Annotated in this window: 15 protein-coding genes; 4 read left to right on the top strand and 11 right to left on the bottom strand. The window is 71.7% G+C overall.

Features of this window, described 5'->3' with window-relative positions; genetic code table 11:
• Positions 1-138 precede the first annotated feature (138 nt).
• The 3 genes from cobT (at position 139) to FHG71_RS04960 (ending at position 4213) form a co-directional block, all read left to right on the top strand.
• Positions 139-2004, top strand: coding sequence for a cobaltochelatase subunit CobT (cobT, locus tag FHG71_RS04970; protein WP_139080510.1), 1866 nt, complete (start codon positions 139-141; stop codon positions 2002-2004).
• The gene (locus FHG71_RS04965; protein ID WP_139080509.1) at positions 2004-3803 is read left to right on the top strand and encodes an aminopeptidase P family protein; all 1800 of its coding nucleotides are present in this window, start codon (positions 2004-2006) and stop codon (positions 3801-3803) included. The genes cobT and FHG71_RS04965 overlap by 1 nt, the downstream gene beginning before the upstream one ends.
• A gap of 68 nt (positions 3804-3871) precedes the next feature.
• Positions 3872-4213 carry a DUF427 domain-containing protein gene (locus tag FHG71_RS04960; protein ID WP_139080508.1) on the top strand — a complete coding sequence of 114 codons (342 nt, stop codon included), beginning with the start codon at positions 3872-3874 and terminating at the stop codon, positions 4211-4213.
• A 4-nt stretch (positions 4214-4217) separates the two neighbouring features.
• Here the strand turns inward: FHG71_RS04960 and recN are convergent, their stop codons facing one another.
• The 3 genes from recN to FHG71_RS04945 all read right to left on the bottom strand — a co-directional run bounded on the left by recN (position 4218) and on the right by FHG71_RS04945 (position 7741).
• Positions 4218-5885, bottom strand: a complete 1668-nt coding sequence (recN, locus tag FHG71_RS04955) for a DNA repair protein RecN (protein WP_139080507.1) — start codon at positions 5883-5885, stop codon at positions 4218-4220.
• 96 nt (positions 5886-5981) lie between these two features.
• Entirely contained in the window at positions 5982-6986 is a 1005-nt protein-coding gene (locus FHG71_RS04950; protein WP_139080506.1) for an aldo/keto reductase, read from the bottom strand.
• Between the two features lie 71 nt (positions 6987-7057).
• Positions 7058-7741: a GntR family transcriptional regulator gene (locus FHG71_RS04945; RefSeq protein ID WP_218014036.1), complete on the bottom strand. Its 684-nt coding sequence runs from the start codon at positions 7739-7741 to the stop codon at positions 7058-7060.
• A 98-nt stretch (positions 7742-7839) separates the two neighbouring features.
• On the opposite strand from FHG71_RS04945, the gene FHG71_RS04940 reads away from it, so the two are divergent.
• Complete coding sequence (locus FHG71_RS04940) at positions 7840-9369, top strand: UxaA family hydrolase (protein ID WP_139080504.1); 1530 nt, start codon at positions 7840-7842, stop codon at positions 9367-9369.
• Between the two features lie 111 nt (positions 9370-9480).
• Here the strand turns inward: FHG71_RS04940 and FHG71_RS04935 are convergent, their stop codons facing one another.
• From FHG71_RS04935 to FHG71_RS04900, 8 genes are all read right to left on the bottom strand, one after another.
• Positions 9481-10326: an outer membrane protein assembly factor BamD gene (locus FHG71_RS04935; RefSeq protein WP_139080503.1), complete on the bottom strand. Its 846-nt coding sequence runs from the start codon at positions 10324-10326 to the stop codon at positions 9481-9483.
• 109 nt (positions 10327-10435) lie between these two features.
• The gene (gene lpxC / locus FHG71_RS04930; RefSeq protein WP_139080502.1) at positions 10436-11365 is read right to left on the bottom strand and encodes a UDP-3-O-acyl-N-acetylglucosamine deacetylase; all 930 of its coding nucleotides are present in this window, start codon (positions 11363-11365) and stop codon (positions 10436-10438) included.
• A 152-nt stretch (positions 11366-11517) separates the two neighbouring features.
• Positions 11518-13143: a cell division protein FtsZ gene (gene ftsZ, locus FHG71_RS04925; protein ID WP_139080501.1), complete on the bottom strand. Its 1626-nt coding sequence runs from the start codon at positions 13141-13143 to the stop codon at positions 11518-11520.
• Between the two features lie 217 nt (positions 13144-13360).
• On the bottom strand, positions 13361-14692 hold the full coding sequence (gene ftsA / locus FHG71_RS04920) for a cell division protein FtsA (protein ID WP_139080500.1): 1332 nt from the start codon (positions 14690-14692) through the stop codon (positions 13361-13363).
• Positions 14692-15642: a cell division protein FtsQ/DivIB gene (locus FHG71_RS04915; protein WP_246045342.1), complete on the bottom strand. Its 951-nt coding sequence runs from the start codon at positions 15640-15642 to the stop codon at positions 14692-14694. The genes ftsA and FHG71_RS04915 overlap by 1 nt, the downstream gene beginning before the upstream one ends.
• Entirely contained in the window at positions 15630-16541 is a 912-nt protein-coding gene (locus FHG71_RS04910) for a D-alanine--D-alanine ligase (protein WP_139080499.1), read from the bottom strand. Before FHG71_RS04910 ends, FHG71_RS04915 begins: the two co-directional genes overlap by 13 nt.
• Before the next feature lie 96 nt (positions 16542-16637).
• Entirely contained in the window at positions 16638-17567 is a 930-nt protein-coding gene (murB, locus tag FHG71_RS04905; RefSeq protein WP_139080498.1) for a UDP-N-acetylmuramate dehydrogenase, read from the bottom strand.
• Positions 17557-17871, bottom strand: coding sequence for a hypothetical protein (locus FHG71_RS04900; protein WP_139080497.1), 315 nt, complete (start codon positions 17869-17871; stop codon positions 17557-17559). Before FHG71_RS04900 ends, murB begins: the two co-directional genes overlap by 11 nt.
• Positions 17872-17873 lie beyond the last annotated feature (2 nt).

The following is a 17873-nucleotide window of genomic DNA, read 5'->3' as shown; positions in this document are numbered from 1 at the left end:
GGGTTGGATGTCAGGCCCGGAACCTGGGGCGCAACGGGCCGAAGGGCAAGCGCCCGGCCCGCGCGCCGCCGCACAGGCCCTGCGCGGAAGGCCGCGCCCGCCCTTGCCGCCACCCCCCTCGGGTGCTTTATCTTCCTCATGTCCAAGCCCTCCGACAACCCCGCCGACCCGTTCAAGAAGGCCCTGGCCGAGGCCACCAAGGTCATGGCCGACGATCCGGACCTCACGGTCAGCTATTCGGTCGACCCGCCGGGCCTGTCGGCGGACACGATGCGGCTGCCGCAGGTCTCGCGCCGCCTGACCAAGGACGAGATCCTGCTCGCCCGCGGCACGGCCGACAGCCTCGCGCTGCGCCGCCGCCTGCACGACCCCGGCGTGGCCGACCGCTACCGCCCGCAGGGCCAGATGGCGCGCGACCTGATGGAGGCGATGGAAACCGCCCGCGTTGAGGCGCTGGGGGCCGAGCACATGCCGGGCACCGCCGGCAACATCGACGCCCGCATCGCCTCCGAGGCGCGGCGCAAGGGCTACGACCAGATCCGCAACTCGCAGGACGCCCCCCTCGCCATCGCCGCGGGCTACCTGATCCGCCACCTCGCCACGGGCCGCCCCCTGCCCCCCGGCGCCTCCAACGTCATGGAGCTCTGGCGCGGCTTCATCGAGGACATGGCCGGCGAGCGTCTGGCCGACATCCCCGACCTCCTGTCCGACCAGCGCGCCTTCGCGCGGTTCAGCCGCGACGTGATCCGCGACCTGGGCTACGGCGACCAGCTCGGCGACGACCCCGACGATGCCGAGGACGAGCCGCAGGACGAGGCCGAGCCCGAGGAAGAAGAGGACGAGGACGCCGGCGGCGAGCAGGAGAGCGAGTCCGAGGAGGCCGAGGCCTCGCCCGAGCGCTCTCAGGACGAGGAGCAGGACAGCTCGCAGGCGCAGGTCTCGATGGAGGCCGAATCGGACGCCGAAGAGATGGACGCCGAGGAGCTGCCCGAGGGCGAGGCCCCGCACGAGCCTCCGCCCCCGACGCCCATCTCGGATGCCGACCCCGGCTACAAGGTCTTCACCACCCAGTTCGACGAGGTGATCGGCGCCGAGGAGCTGGCCGAGCCCGCCGAGCTTGACCGCCTGCGCGCCTATCTCGACCAGCAGCTCGACCCGCTCAAGGGCGCGGTCGGCCGCCTCGCCAACAAGCTTCAGCGCCGCCTTCAGGCCCAGCAGAACCGGAGCTGGGAGTTCGACCGCGAGGAGGGCATCCTCGACGCCGGCCGCCTCGCCCGCGTGGTGGCCAACCCCACGACGCCGCTGAGCTTCAAGGTCGAGAAGGACACCGAGTTCCGCGACACGGTGGTGACTCTTCTCCTCGACAACTCCGGCTCCATGCGGGGCCGCCCCATCTCCATCGCCGCGATCTGCGCCGACGTGCTAGCCAGGACGCTGGAGCGCTGCCAGGTCAAGGTCGAGATCCTGGGCTTCACCACCCGCGCCTGGAAGGGCGGGCAGAGCCGCGAGAAGTGGTTGGGCGAAGGTCGCCCGCCCCTGCCCGGCCGCCTCAACGACCTGCGCCACATCGTCTACAAGTCGGCCGATGCCCCGTGGCGGCGGGTGCGCCCGAACCTCGGCCTGATGATGAAGGAAGGCCTCCTCAAGGAGAACATCGACGGCGAGGCGCTGGAATGGGCGCACCGCCGGATGGTGGGCCGCCCCGAGGCACGCAAGATCCTGATGGTCATCTCGGACGGCGCGCCCGTGGACGACTCCACGCTTTCGGTGAACCCTGCCAACACGCTGGAGAAGCACCTGCGCGACGTGATCGCCATGGTCGAGCGCCGCAAGGCGGTGGAGCTGATCGCCATCGGCATCGGCCACGACGTGACGCGCTACTACCAGCGCGCCGTGACCATCACCGACGTGGAGCAGCTCGCCGGCGCCATGACCGAACAACTGGCCTCGCTGTTCGAGGCGGACCCGCGCAAGCGCGCGCGCCACGAGAGAAGGCGAGCCTGATGTTCCAGCGCTTCGACGTGACGGCGGACCCGTCGCATGGTCCCGCGCGGCTGGCCGCGCTGCGCGAGCTGATGGGGGCCGAGGGGCTCGACGCGGTGCTGGTGCCCCGCGCCGACCGCTTTCAGGGCGAATACGTGGCCCCCGCCGACGAGCGGCTTGCCTGGCTCACCGGCTTCACGGGCTCGGCGGGCTTCTGCGCCGTGACGGCACAGGAGGCAGGGGTCTTCGTCGATGGCCGCTACCGCGTGCAGGTCCGCTCGCAGGTCGCCCCCGACTTCACCCCCGTGAACTGGCCCGAGGTGAAGCTCGCGGACTGGCTTCTCGAACGGCTGGGCTCGGGGCAGCGCGTGGGCTTCGACCCCTGGCTCCACACCGTGGACGAGATCGAGAACCTGCGCGAGCGCCTGACGCCCAAGGGCATCGGCCTCGTCCCCATTGACAACCCCATCAACCGCCTCTGGTCCGACCGCCCCGCCGCGCCCGACGCAGCCTTCTCGGCCTTCCCCGAGGAGATCGCGGGCGAGAGCCATGCCTCCAAGCGCGCCCGACTGGCCGCGCAGCTCCGCGAGGCGGGCGAGCGGGCCTGCGTCCTGACGCTGCCCGACAGCATCGCCTGGCTCCTCAACATCCGGGGTGGCGACGTGGCCTACAACCCCGTCCCCCACGCCTTCGCGGTGCTGCACGAGGACGGGACCTGCGACCTCTATGCCCGCCCGGGCAAGGCCGACGCGATCCGCGACCACCTGGGCGAGGAGGTCCGCGTCCATCCGGAGACCTCCTTCGTCCCCGGCCTGGACTTCCTCCCCTCGCCGACCCGGCTCGATCCCAAGAGCTGCCCCGAGGCGATCCACCAGTTCCTGACCGCCCGGGGCATCACCGTGTCGCGCGGGTCCGACCCCTGCCTGCTGCCCAAGGCCCGCAAGTCGGCCGCCGAGATCGCCGCCACCACCGAAGCGCACCTGCGCGACGGCGCGGCGATGGTGAGCTTCCTCGCCTGGCTCGACCGCGAGGCGCCCAAGGGCGGCCTGACCGAGATCGACGTGGTGCGGGGGCTCGAAGGCTTCCGCCGCGCCACCAACGCGCTCCTGGACCTCAGCTTCGACACGATCTGCGGCGCGGCCGCGCATGGGGCCATCGTCCATTACCGCGTGACGGAGCAGACCGACGCCCCAGTCCGCCCGGGCGAGTTGCTACTGGTCGACTCGGGCGGCCAGTACCTCGACGGCACGACCGACATCACCCGCACGGTCGCCATTGGCCCCGCGCCGGAAGGCGCCGCCGAGTCCTATACCCGCGTGCTTCAGGGCATGATCGCCATCAGCCGCGCCCGCTTCCCCAAGGGCGTCGCCGGCCAGCACCTCGACGCGCTCGCCCGCTATCCGCTCTGGCTCGCCGGGCAGGACTACGACCACGGCACCGGCCATGGCGTGGGCGTGTTCCTGAGCGTCCACGAGGGCCCGCAGCGCCTGTCGCGCCTGTCGGACGTGCCGCTCGAGCCCGGCATGATCCTGTCCAACGAGCCCGGCTACTACCGCGAGGGCGCCTGGGGCATCCGCATCGAGAACCTGATTCTCGTGGAGGAGGCCCCCTCCCTGCCCGGCGCCGACGACCGCGCGATGCTGTCGTTCCGCACGCTCACCTGGGTGCCGCTCGACCGGCGGCTGATCGTGCCGGACCTCCTGTCCCGCGACGAGCGCGCCTGGATCGACGCCTACCATGCGGGCGTCCTCGACCGGATCTGGCCGCGGGTCGAGGGTGCGGCGCGCGATTGGCTGGACTCCGCTTGCGCCCCGCTCTGATGCCCTTGCGGCCTGTCGGGGCTCCACCCACCTTTCCTGTAGCGGTAAGCGAACAGGGGAGTTTCAGCATGACGAAGCACATCACCATCACGCCCTCGGACGGGACCTGGGTCGTGACCGCCGACGGCGCCGTCCTGGCCGAAAGCCGCCGCGCGCTGGAGCTGCGCGAGGGCACCTACCCTGCGGTCATCTACATTCCCCGCGACGACATCGCGATGGCGCTGTTCGAGCCCTCGCCCACCCGCACCACATGCCCGCACAAGGGGCAGGCCAGCTACTTCACCTTCGTGGGCGAAGGCAGCCGGGCGCAGGACGCCGCCTGGTCCTACGAGGCTCCCATCGACGACGTGGCCCCCATCGCCGGCCACCTCGCCTTCTACCCGGGCAAGGTCCGCATCGAGCGGCTCTAGGCTGTCAGGCCGCGTCCCCCAGAAGCTCGCGCGCGGCCCCGCGCGCGGCCTCGGTGACAGTCTCGCCCGCAAGCATCCGCGCGATCTCGTCCACGCGGTCCTGCGGGTCCAGGGGCACCACGCGCGAGGTCGTCATGCCGTCCGTCACCCGCTTCTCCACGCGCCAGTGATGCGCGCCCAGCGCAGCCACCTGCGGCGAGTGCGTCACGACCAGCACCTGCCCCCCGCGCGCGAGATCGGCGAGCCGCCGGCCGACGGCCGCCGCCGTCGCCCCGCCCACGCCGCGGTCGATCTCGTCGAAGATCATGGTCTTGGCGTCGCCTTCCCGCAGCAGGCAGACCTTGAGCGCCAGCAGGAATCGCGACAGCTCCCCGCCCGACGCGATGCGGTCGAGCGGCCCCGGCGGCGCGCCGGGGTTGGTCGCGGCCACGAAGCGCACGTCGTCCTGCCCCTCGGGGCCGGGCTCCGCAGCCGTGACCTCGACCGAGAACACCGCGCGCTCCATGCGTAAGGGGGGCAGTTCCGCCGACATCGCCGCCGCGAGCCGCCCGGCCGCGTCGCGCCGGAAGGCCGACAGCTCGTCCGCCGCCGTCGCATAGGCCGCGTCCGCCGCCTTCACCGCGGCCGTCAGCCGCGACTGGTCCGCCTCGGACGCGTCCAGCGCCGCAAGGCGCCCGGCCATGGCCTCGCCCAGCGCGGGCAGATCGTCCGGCAAGACATTGTGCTTGCGCGCAAGCGCCCGGATGGCGAAGAGCCGCTCCTCCGTCTCCTCCAACGCGCGCGGGTCGAAGGTCAGCGCGTCGAGGAAGTCGCGCACGCCGCCCTCGGCCTCGCCCAAGGCCTCCTGCGCCCGCTCCAGCGCCGCCAGCGGCTCGTCGAGCCGCCCTTCGGCCTGGTCCACGGCGGCGTCGAGCCGCCGCATCGCTTCGGAGATCAGCCCCTCGGCGCCTTGCGAGGAAATGGCGTTCAGCGCCTTGGCGATGCCCTCGCGGATCTTCTCCCCGGCCTGCATCAGCCGCCGCTGGGCGTCGAGGCTGGCCTCCTCGCCCGGCTGCGGGTCGAGCTTCGACATCTCCTCCACCGCGTGGCGCAGGAAGTCCTCCTCGGCCTTCAGCTTGGCGCGTGCCGCGTCGGCCTCCGAAAGCGCCCGCCGGGCTTCGCGCCGCCCGGCCCAGGTCTCGCGCACGCGCGAGAGAAGCCCCTCCGCCCCGGCGAAGTCGTCCAGAAGCTGCCGGTGCACGCGCGGGTTCAGCAGGCCCTTGTCGTCCTGCTGCCCGTGCAGCTCCACCAGCGTCTCGGACAGCGCCCGCAGCGTCTCTCCGCTGGCGCGGCGGTCGTTGATCCAGGCCGTCTTGCGCCCGTCCTGATAGTTGACGCGTCGCAGGATCAGTTCGGCAGGGTCGTCCTCGTTGGGCTCGATCCCCGCCTCGGCCAGCACGGCATGCCCCGGATGGCCGGGCGGCAGCTCGAAGACCGCCGTCACCTCGCCCCGCTCGGCCCCGCGCCGCACCAGTTCGGCCCGCCCGCGCCAGCCCAGCACGAAGCCCAAGCTGTCGAGCAGGATCGACTTCCCCGCCCCCGTCTCGCCCGTCAGCACGTTCAGCCCGGGCCGGAAGGCGAGGTCGAGCCGCTCGATGATGAGCATGTCGCGTATCTCGAGCGCGCGCAGCATCCCCGTCTCCCGCCTGTCCCGCTCAGGATGTGGCCTGCGCCCGGAGGGGGGTCAACCCCCGCCACCGGGCCCCGGTCCTCACGGAACCGCGCGCTCTCACGCCGGCACGGCCTCGGGGATCAGCCCCTGGCTCGCGAGGTCCTCCCAGAGCGCCTCGGGGACTGTCGCCGTGGCCGCGCGGAGGTTTCCTTCCATCTCGGCCACGCTCTGGCTGCCGGGGATCACCGAGACCACCGCCGGGTGGCGCAGCGGGAACTGGAAGGCCGCATCGGTGAGATTCACGTCATGGCTGTCGCACACGGCGCGCAGACGCTTCGCGCGCTCGGCCACGGCCGGCGGCACCCGGTCGTAGTTGTAGAACTCCTTCCCCACGAGGACGCCCGAGTTGTAGGGCCCGCCGATGATGACGCCGATCCCCTTCTCGCGCGCGACCGGCAGGAAGCTTCGCGCCGCCTCCTGCTCCAGCAGAGTGTAGCGCCCGGCGAGCAGGATCACGTCGAGGTCCGCCCGCTCGGCCAGCCACTGCGCCGTCTGCCATTCGTTGATCCCGAGCCCGATGGCCCGGATCACACCTTGCGACCTCAGGTCGTGCAGCGCGCGGTGGCCGCCCTCGACGAATTGCCCCAGCCAGCGGTCCAGCTTGTCCTGCGAGCCGTGCGTCCAGACGTCGAGGTCGTGCGCGTGCAGGATGTCGATCCGGTCCACGCCCAGTCGCTCCAGCGAGAACTCCAGCGACCGCATCACCCCGTCGTAGGAATAGTCGTAGACGCCCACGCGCGACGGGACGTCGAACCACTTCCCGTGCCCCTCGCGCCCCTCGAAGGTCGTGGCCTTGAGCCAGCGCCCCACCTTGGAGGCCAACACGTAGGAATCGCGATCCTTCCCCCGCAGGAAGGGGTTGAGCCGCGACTCCGCCAGCCCCAGCCCGTAGAGCGGCGCGGTGTCGAAATGCCGGACGCTGCCCGCCCAGGCTGCGTCCATGATGGCGCGCGCCTCCGTTTCGGACACGGAGCGGTAAAGATTGGCGAGCGGGGCCGTCCCCAGCCCCAGCTCGGTGAAGGCCAGCCCGCTTTTGGCGTGGAGTCGCGTCTTCAGGTGCATCCCGTCCCCCTGTCCTGCCGACATGCTAGTGAGTCCCGGCTCGCCCCGGCAAGGACCGGGCGGCACGGCCCTCAGGCAAAGAGCTCCGGCCGCGCCTCCACCAGCCGTTCGAGTCGCGTCACCACCTGCCGCAGATGGGTCCGCGTCGCGCCCCGCGCCGCGACCGGATCGCGGGCCTCCAATGCCGCGAGGATCGCCCGGTGCTCCTCCAGCGTCTCGCCCACCCGCCCCGGCTCGGGCAGCAGGAGCCGCCGGGCCCGGTCCACATGGACCCAGGCGGTGCGCGACAGCCCCGGCAGCCGCCGGTGGCCGGTAAAGCTCAGGATCATCTCGTGGAACTGCGCGTCGGCCGCATAGAACCCGCCCACGTCGGCGTCCTCCACCAGCGCCTCCTGCAGCCGCAGGCTGCGGCGCAGCTGGATCAACTGCGCCTCCGTCGCCGCCCCGGCCACCAACTCCACGGCCGCCAGTTCAAGCGCCTCGCGCAGGAAGGCCCCCTCGCGCACCTCCTCCATCGAAAGCCGCGCGACGAAGGTCCCCGCCTGCGGCACCACGTCCACCAGCGCCTCCGAGGCGAGCCGGGCCAAGGCCTCGGACACGGGGCTGCGTGACACGCCAAGGGTCGCGCAGACCTCGCCCTTGCGCAGGATTGCCCCGGGCTTCAGCGAAAGGTCAAGGATCGCCTCCTTGAGCGTCCCGTAGACCCGCTGCGCCAACGAGCCCGCATAGCCGTCCAGGGATCGGAGGATCGGCATCTCCGCATCCGGAGGTGATTCAACAGCAGTGCGCGACATGCTAGCATGTTAGCTGCCGTCCGAATCATGTCAACGACCCGGCCCGAGGGGGAACCCCAATGCTCGACCTGACGACCTCCGCCACCATCCGCCTGCACCCGGCCGATAACGTGGTCATCGCGCTTGCGGATCTCGCGGCGGGCATCGTCCTGCCCGAACTCGGCGCTCCCGTGCCCGGCCCGGTCCCGCGCGGCCACAAGATCGCGGTGGCGCCCATTGCGCCCGGGTCCAACGTCATCCGCTACGGCCAGATCATCGGGGCGGCCACGCAGGCCATCCAGCCCGGCCAGCATGTCCATACCCACAACCTCGGCATGGGCGCCCACGACACCGACTACGCCTTCGGCACCGACCTACGTCCGCTGCCCCCCGTCACCGAGGTGCGCCAGTTCCTGGGCTACCACCGCCAGGACGGACAAGTGGGCACACGCAACTACCTGGGCGTGCTGACCTCGGTGAACTGCTCAGGGAGCGTCGCCCGCTTCATCGCCGAGGCCTGCGAGCGCGAGGACTGGCTGCGCGACAACCCCGCCATCGACGGCGTGGTGCCGATCGTCCACGGAACCGGCTGCGGGATGTCCGGGACCGACGAAGGCTACGAAACGCTCTTCCGCACGCTCCAGGGCTACGCCCGCAACCCGAACTTCGCGGGCATCCTGCTCGTCGGCCTGGGTTGCGAGGTCATGCAGGTCCCCGACCTCGTGGGCCAGGGCCGGATGCGCGGCGACGGCGCGTTCCGCTACATGACGATCCAGCAGACGGGCGGAACCCGCCGCACCGTCGAAAAGGGCGTCGCGATCCTGCGCGAGATGGCGGACTCGGCCGCCCGCGCCGTCCGCGAGCCCGCCGGACTCGAGCATCTCGTAATCGGGATGCAATGCGGCGGCTCGGACGGCTATTCGGGCATTACCGCCAACCCGGCGCTCGGCGCGGCGTCGGACCTCCTCGTGGCCCATGGCGGCACCACGATCCTGTCCGAGACGCCCGAGATCTACGGGGCCGAGCATCTTCTGACCCGCCGTGCGGTCTCCCGCGAGGTGGGCGAAAAGATCGTCGAGCGCATCAAGTGGTGGGAGGACTACACCGCCCGCAACGGCGGCGAGATGGACAACAACCCTTCGCCCGGCAACAAGAAGGGCGGCCTCACGACCATCCTGGAGAAATCCCTGGGCGCTGTCGCCAAGGGCGGCACCGCGCCGCTCACGCAGGTCTACAAGTTCGCCGAGCCGATCACCGAGCGCGGCTTCGTCTATATGGACTCGCCCGGCTACGACCCCTGCTCGGTCACGGGGCAGATCGCCTCGGGCGCGAACCTGATCGTCTTCACCACCGGGCGCGGCTCGGTCTCGGGCTACAAGCCGGTGCCCTGCATCAAGCTCGCCACCAATAGCGAGATGTACGCCCGCATGTCCGACGACATGGACATCAACTGCGGCGACGTCGTCTCGGCCGGTGTCCCGCTAGAGGAGAAGGGCCGCGAGATCTTCGAAAAGTTCCTCGCCACGGCGAGCGGCCAGCACACCAAGTCCGAGGAGTTGGGCTTTGGCGGGGCCGAGTTCGTGCCCTGGCAGATGGGCGCTGTCATGTGAACCGGCGCGCCCGGCCTCACCGCCGGGCAGGCGTACTTGGACCAAGTTGATGGGACCGCCTCATCAACTTGGCTCAAATACGCCTGCGACCGTCGCCGCAGGCGCGCGGCCTCAGATCCACTCGCCCCGGATCACCTGCCGATAGATCGCGCTCAGCCAGTTGTCGCCCACCGACTCGGGCCGCAGCCCCCGGCCCGTCAGCAGCGCGTAGCTGTCGCGGTACCAGTCGCTCGCCTGATAGTTCGCGCCCAGGATGGCGCCCGCCGTCTGCGCCTCGGCGTCGAGCCCCAGCGCGAGATAGGTCTCCACCAGCCGGTGCAGAGCTTCGGGCGTATGGCGGGTGGTCTGGAAATCCTCGACCACCACGCGGAAGCGGTTCGCCGCCGCCGTGTAGTTCCCGCGCGCGAGGTAGAACCGACCGATCTCCATCTCCTTCGCCGCCAGGTGGTCGAAGGCGAGGTCGAACTTCACGATCGCATCGGCCGCGTAGGGGCTGTCGGGATAGACCTCGATCACCGTGCGCAGCGCCTGCAGCGCCTGGAAGGTCAGCCCCTGGTCGCGCCCCACGTCGTCGATCTGGTCGTAGTAGCTGAGCGCCAGGAGATACTGCGCGTAGGCGGCGTCCTCCTCGGCCGGATAGAAGTCGAGGTAGCGCTGCGCCGCGCCCCGCGCGTTCTCGTAGTCGCCGTCGCGGTGGAAGGCAAAGGCCGCCATGATGAGCCCGCGCCGCGCCCAGCCCGAATAGGGATAGAGCCGCTCGATTTCGGTGAAGGTGAAAGCCGCGTCGTCCTCGCGCCCTTCCTCCAGCAGCAACTCGCCCTGCACGAAGATCTGCTCGGGCGTCAGCGACTCGAGCGCGCCGGATTCGCGGAAGCCGTCGCCCGCGTTGCCGCCACAGGCCGACAGGCCCAGCGCCATCGCCAGCCACATGCCCGCCCGTCCCCGCCCTCTCGCCATGCCGCGCCTCGCCGCAGATGTTGATTGGGGGACCCCAAGTCCCCGTCCCGGCCGGATTAGCACGCTTTCCGAGAGGGCAAAATGCACATTCGCCAGACTTTTTCGCACGTCACGCGACGGCGGGCAGGTCGGCCATCCCCAGGGCGTCGACGCCCGCGCCCGGCAGACGCGCTGCCAGAGCCGGGTCGGCCTCGATCCAGCGCCAAGCCGAAGGCCGCGCAAAGAGCGCCCGCAGCAGCCGGTTCGTCATCGCGTGACCCGAGCGCACGCCGACATAGCGGCCCAGAACCGGCCCGCCTGCGGTGGCAAGGTCGCCCACGGCGTCCAGCATCTTGTGGCGCACCGCCTCGTCGGGGTGACGCAGGCCGCCGGGGCTCAGCACCCGCGCCCCGTCCACGACCACGGCGTTGAGATAGGTCCCGCCCAGCGCGAGGCCCCGCGCCCGCATCGCCTCCACGTCCGACTCGCGGCAGAACGTCCGGCTGTCGCAAAGCTCGCGCAGGACGGCCGGACCCGACAGCTCCAGATCCAGCGCCTGGCGGCCGATGGCGGCGTCGGGGAAGTCGATGGCGAAGCTCATGGCCGGCACGGCCGAGGGCTCCAGCCGCGCCAGCGCCGGCCCCTCGCGGACCTCCACGGGCTCCAGCACCTCCAGCACGCGCAGCGGCGCGTCCAGGCGGCGCAGGCCCGCGTCGAGGATCGCACGCATCCAGGGCGCGCTCGACCCGTCGAGAATCGGCACCTCCGGCCCGTCGATCTCCACCACGACGTTGTGCAGTCCCGTCCCGGCGAAGGCCGCCATCAGGTGCTCGATGGTCGAGACCGACAGCCCCTGGCCGTCTGACAGGCGGGTGTTGAGCGGCGAGACCTCCACCCGGTCCCAGAGCGCGGGCAGCACCGCGCCGGGCTCGGGCCGGTCGACCCGGCGGAAGCGGATGCCCGTGCCCGGCGCGGCGTCACGCAGGGTCACGCGCACCGTCGCCCCTGAATGAAGGCCGACGCCAGAGACCGCGATGGGCTGGAGGAGGGTCGTTTGCACGGCTTTGACTTTCGTTCTGCTCGATCACCGATCTAGGAAGCGAAGAGCGAGTCGCCAACTCACGTATTCTGACTCGTTGAAACACGGCTCCCGAAACGGGAAAGGCCGCCCCGGAGGGCGGCCTTTGCAACGATCCGGAGCGGGTCCGGCGCTCAGTTCGCCTGGCGGCGAAGGAAGGCGGGAATGTCGGCCCGTTCCTGATCCGACTCCGGATCAAAGGCCGGACGGGGCTGGGCACGCGGAGCGGGCGCCGCCGCGGCGGCCGCCCCGCCCTCGCTGGGCGCGCCGGTCATGCGGTTGATGAGCGAGTTGATCCCGAAGCCGCCGCCGCGCTTGTCGGCCGCCGGAGCCGCGGCCGGGCGCGGAGCCTCGGCCGAACGGGGCTCGGGCGCGCGGGGCTGCGACTGCGCCGCGCGCTGGGCGAGCTGGCGCAGGCGGTCGACGGCCTCGGGCGTGGGCGTGCCGGGGGCCGGGCGGGCCTGAGGCGCGGGCTGCGCTTCGGCGACGGGCTCGGGCCGGGGCGCGGGCTGCGGGTTGTAGGCCGGCGGCGGCAGTCCGTCCGCGATCTGCGGCGCGTCGTCGTAATCGTCGGCCTGCGGCGTGTAGCTGGGCTCGTAACGCTCCTCAGCCGCGGCGCGGGGCGTCGGCGCGGCGGCGCGGGCGGGCGCGGCCGGACGGGCCTGGGCCACCGGGGCCGGACGCGCGGCCGGAGCCTGAGCCTGCGGGGCCGGGCGCGGCGCGGCGGCCGGCTGCTGGGCCGGGGCGGGCGCGTTCGTGGCGCGGCGCGGCATCGGCGGCTCCATGCCGCGCGCCGAGGCGTCGATGCCGGTGGCCACCACGGACACGCGCATCTTGCCGCCCATGTCGGTGTCGAGCGTCGAGCCCACGATGATGTTGGCGTCCTCGTCCACCATCTCGCGGATCTTGTTGGCGGCCTCGTCCAGCTCGAACAGGGTCATGTCGTAGCCGCCGGTGATGTTGATCAGCACGCCCTTGGCGCCCTTGAGGCTGATCTCGTCGAGGAGCGGGTTCGCGATCGCCTTCTCGGCGGCGTGGGTGGCGCGGTCGGGCCCTTCGGCCTCGCCAGTGCCCATCATGGCCTTGCCCATCTCGTCCATCACGGCGCGGACGTCCGCGAAGTCGAGGTTGATGAGGCCCGGTCGCACCATCAGGTCGGTCACCCCCTTCACGCCCTGGTACAGGACGTCGTCGGCCAGCGCGAAGGCCTCGGTGAAGGTGGTGTTCTCGGTGGCGAGGCGGAACAGGTTCTGGTTCGGGATGATGATGAGCGTGTCCACGACCTTCTGGAGCGCCTCGACGCCCTCCTCGGCCTGACGCATCCGCTTCACGCCCTCGAAGTGGAAGGGCTTGGTCACGACGCCCACGGTCAGCACGCCCAGCTCCCGCGCGGCCTGCGCGATGATCGGCGCCGCGCCCGTGCCGGTGCCGCCGCCCATGCCGGCGGTGATGAAGCACATGTGCGCGCCGGCGAGCTGGTCGACGATCTCCTGGATCGACTCCTCGGCCGCCGCGGCGCCGACCGATGGCTTGGCGCCCGCGCCCAGCCCCTGCGTGACCTTGGACCCCATCTGGATCTTGGTCACCGCGTGCGATCCCTTGAGCGCCTGCGCGTCGGTGTTCGCGACGACGAACTCGACCCCGTCGAGCTGCTTCTCGATCATGTTGTTCACCGCGTTTCCGCCGGCGCCGCCCACGCCGAACACGGTGATCCGGGGCTTCAGCTCCTCCTGCCCCGGGAGCGAAAGATTGAGTGCCATCGCGCTGTCCGCCTGTCTGTTAGCTGTTATCGAGCCGCGCCCGTGCGGCCGCCGCCTTGTCCCGATCCGGTCCCGTTCCGGACTTCGCTGACGGTGCCGTCAACTTTATCCACGCCCGGCCCACCCGTCACGCCAAAATCACACACGCCACGAAATCACCATGAGCGTTGACGGCCGTGCCCGCCGTGTCCTCCGGGCATCGGCGGCTTTTCGCACATCACCAGTTCTCCTTGAACCAGCGCATCGCCCGCTTGAAGGACCGCGCGGACTGGCGGTCGGGCGGGATCTCGAAGTCCCACCATTCGTCCTGCGGGTTCGCCGCGAAGAGCGTGAGTCCCACCGCCGCCGAGAAGGCCGCGCCCGTGGCCGCGACCGGAAGCCCCTGCACGCGCAGGGGCCGGCCGAGACGCACCTTGCGCCCCAGGATGCGCGCCGCGAGCCCGTCGAGCCCGGGGATCAGGCTTCCGCCCCCGGTCAGCACAATGCTCTGCCCCGGCAGGTGGTCGAATCCCGCCCGGTCGAGCCGCGCCCGCACCTCCTCCAGGATCTCCTCCACGCGCGGGCGCATGATGCCGATGAGCTCGGTGCGGCTGACCTTGCGACGGTCGTGCTCCCAGTCGCCGGTGTCGCCGCCGATGGGGATCAGCTCCCGGTCGTCCTTGCCGGTGGCCACCACGCCGCCATGCAGCGTCTTGATCCGCTCGGCCAGCGGCGCGGGCATCTGCAGGCCCATGGAGATGTCCGAGGTGACGTGGTCGCCCCCCATCCGCACCGAATCGGCATAGATCATGTGCTTGCGCACGAAGATCGACAGGCCGGTGGTTCCGCCCCCCATGTCGATGCAGACCGCGCCCAGCTCCTGCTCGTCCTCCACGAGGCTCGACAGCCCCGAGACATAGGCCGAGGAGGCGATGCCCGCGCATTCGAGGTCGCAGCGCTTGAGGCACAGCAGAAGCGTCTCGATCGCCGCCCCGTCCACCGACAGGAGGTGCAGGTCCGCGGCCAGTTGCCGGCCCACCTGCCCGCGCGGGTCCGACAGCCCCATCCGGTGGTCGAGCGACCAGTGGACGGGATGGGCGTGCAGCACCTCGCGCCCCGGCCCGATCTCGGGCGCCTCGCAGGAGGCAAGCACCCGCCCGATGTCCCAGCCGTCCACGGTCGGCCCTTCGACCTCGGCCTCGCCGAAGAGCGCGAAGCTTTCGGGCCGCGCGCCCGAGAAGCAGACGATCACGTGGTCCACCCGCACCTGCGCCGCCGCCTGCGCCTGCTGGACGGCGGTGCGGATGGCCGACTCGGTCTCGCGCATCGAATCGACCTCGCCCCAGCGCACCCCGCGCGACCGGGTGACGGCATGGCCGATGACCTTGAACTGCGCCTGCCCCGCCATGGGCCCGACCCCGTCGCCGCCCACCCGCTGCGGCCCGTCGAAGCGCAGCACCAGGCAGGCGGTCTTGCTGGTCCCGAGATCCAGGACGGCGATCACCCCCCGCTGGAGCGCGGCGCGCCGGATGCCGCGCATGAGTCGCTGGGTCTCGTACAGGGGGCGCATCAGTGATCCTCTTCGATGGGCGCGGTGGGGGCCCGGGCCACGACGGTGCTGCCGCGCAGCGTCGCCATGGCGGGCGGGGAAAGGCGGAGCGTCGGGCGCTCGCCCAGGCGCAGGTCGACGACCTGCACGTCGCGGTCGAGCATCTCCTGCGCCTGATGGAGCGCGATCACGCGCTCCAGCGCGCGCACGGCGCCCTCCTCGGGCAGAAGGATGCGAAGGTCCTTGTCCAGGATCATGTCCCAGCGCCGCTCTCCCATGCGGACGAGGCCGCGCAGGCGCGGCGCGATCGGGGCGGCGGCGGCGAACAGCTCCAGCGCCTCGTCGATGGCGTCCTTGGCACCGTCCCCGGCGATCAGCGGCAGGTCCGGCCGGTCGGCGCGCTCGGCGATCATCCCGGTCATCACGCCCTCGGCGTCGATGAGCCGCAGCCCGTCGGCGTAGCGCCAGACGGCCACCGGCTTGCGCTGCACCACGGCGATCTCCAAGGCGCCCTCGGGCGTCACCCGCAGCTGCGCCGTGCGAACGGCGGTCAGGTCCGCGATCCTGAGCCGCAGCGCGTCGAGGTCGAGATCGAAGGACGACACGGGCAAGTCCAGCCGCGCCACCTCGCGGATGGCGATGGTCAGCGCCCGGTCGGCGCCCGCGATCTCCAGCGCCGTGACCATGAACTCGGGCCGTTCCTGCACGGCGTCCTTCATCGCCTCGATCCGCGCGCCCAGGGCCGCCCGGTTCTCGGCCGAGGCGAGCCAGAGCCCGACGACCAGCATCACCAGCGCCACCGGCCCGCCCACATGGATGAGCCGCCGGTAGAAGGGCGTGAGCATCAGCCGCTGGTAGCGGTAGGACCAGACCGAGGGCGCCGGGTCGCGCCGCCCGCCCGGGCGCACCCGCGCGGCCCCGCTCAGGAGCGAGGGCAGCGTGAGGCGCCAGAGCAGGATCAGCGTCCGCACGAGGCGTCCTCCACCAGCCGGCGGCAGAGATCCGGAAAGGCGATGCCCACCGCCTGCGCCTGCTCGGGGGCGAGCGAGGTGGGCGTCATGCCCGGCTGGGTGTTCAGCTCCAGGACCACGAGGCCATCCAGCCCCTTCGATTCGTCCCAGCGGAAATCGGTGCGCGACAGCCCCCGGCAGCCCAGCGCCTCGTGCGCCCGCAGCGCGTGGTCGAGGCAGGCGTCGAAGACGTCCCGCGGCACCTCGGCGGGCACCACGTGGCGCGACCCGCCCGGCGCGTACTTCGCGTCGTAGTCGTACCAGCCGTCCGTCAGGATGTCCGTCACCGTCAGCGCCCGGTCGTCCAGGACGGCGGTGGTCAGTTCCCGCCCCGGCGCGAAGGCCTCGACCATCACGGTTTCGGGCATGGTCTCGGCCAGCCGAGGGGCGTTCGATCCCTCGCGGACGATGTAGACCCCGACCGAGGACCCTTCGTTGTTGGGCTTCACGACATAGGGCGGCCGGAGCAGGTGCCGCTCGGACACCTCCTCGCGCGGGGCGAGCAGGCTCTCGACCACCGGCAGCCCGGCCCGCCGGAAGGCCTCCTTGGCCTTCTGCTTGTCCATGGCCAGCGCCGAGGCCAGCACGCCCGAATGGGTGTAGGGGATGCGGAGCCATTCCAGGAGACCCTGAACGCAGCCGTCCTCGCCCCAGCGCCCGTGAAGCGCGTTGAAGGCCACGTCCGGCCGCGACTCGGCCAGCCTCTGCGCGAGGTCCGGGCCGGCGTCGATTTCGACGGTCTCGAAGCCCGCCTCCCGCAACGCCGCCGCGCATTGACGACCCGAGGAGAGCGAGACCTCACGCTCCGCCGACGGGCCGCCCATGAGGACGGCGACTGTGGGACCTGTCTTGCGCGACATGCCCGAACTGCCCCATTTCCGCGGACCTGGCCGGCCCGTCTCGTGTCACCTTCGGCCCTTGCCCGGAGCCGCTCCGCCCATTGGCGAGAATTCTATTTATGCGGGGTCGCCGACCCGCATGATTTCCCAGTCTAGACTCACTCCCGCGTGAGCGTAAACCGCTTTCCGTACCGCTTCGCCCAATGTTTCAAGCTCCGCCGCCGTGGCTCCGCCCGCATTCGTTAGGAAATTCGCGTGCATCGGGTTCATGACCGCGCCACCCAGCCGCGCTCCCCGCATTCCCGCGTCATCAATTAGTTTCCAGGCTTTCAACTCGTGGGTGTCGTCGGCCCGCCCGGTGCTGGAGAATCCCGCCGGGTTGCGGAAGGTTGACCCGGCCGTGCGGTCCCTGGTCGGCTGAGTCGCGTCGCGCTTGGCCAGTTGCTCCTCCATGCGCGCCTGAAGCCGCGCCGGATCGCCCTCGGGCGCCTCGAAGACCGCCTCGACGATCACGGCCCCCTCGGGCAGCTCGCTCGACCGATAGGCGAGCCGGAGGTCCGCGGCGGGGATCGTCTCGACCCGGCCGTCGCGCCGCACCGCCGTCACCTCCACCAGCACGTCCGCGACGTAGGCTCCGTAGCAGCCCGCGTTCATCCGCACCGCGCCGCCCACCGTGCCGGGGATCGTGCGCAGGAAGGTGAGGTCCCGCCCCGCCTCGGCCGCCTTGCGGGCCACATGGGCATCCAGCGCCGCCGCCCCCGCGCGCACCCGCGTCCCCTCGACCGCGATCCCGTTGAAGCCGCGCCCGAGCCGGATCACCGCTCCCCGGACGCCCCCGTCCCGCACGATCAGGTTGGAGCCCACCCCCATCGGAAAGACCGGGACCCCGGCAGGCAGCGCCGCCAGGAAGGCCGACAGGTCCGCCACGTCGGCCGGCTGCACCAGGGCGTCGGCCGCCCCTCCCACCCGCAGCCAGGTCAGGTCCGCCAGCGGGCGGTCCTCGGTCAACGTGCCCCTCAGGGGCGGCCACGCGATGTCATCCGTCATGCCGCCTCCGTCGCCACACACCCGCCGCCCCGCCGATAGCGAGGCCGAGGAGCGCGGGCAAGGGACCCAGCAGTGCCAGCAGGACGAAGCCGAGCTGCCGCCCCCACTCGCCGCTTCCCCGGCTCGCCGCCCAGAACGACAGCCCGGCCAGGGCCAGCATCATCGCGAGCCCGGCCAGGGCCAGGCCCCAGCCCCGCCGCCCCAGCCAGAAGCCAAGCCCCAGCCCGCCCAGCGCGCCGCCGACCAGCATCGCCGCCGCCCGGCCTTCGGACATGAGGTCGAGGATCGCGTCGAGGACGATCACCG

Origin of the sequence: Rubellimicrobium roseum, from assembly GCF_006152145.1 — a bacterium.
GTDB lineage: Bacteria > Pseudomonadota > Alphaproteobacteria > Rhodobacterales > Rhodobacteraceae > Rubellimicrobium > Rubellimicrobium roseum.
The sequence above is the reverse complement of the archived record's forward strand: the minus strand, read 5'-3'. Positions and strand labels throughout refer to the sequence as shown.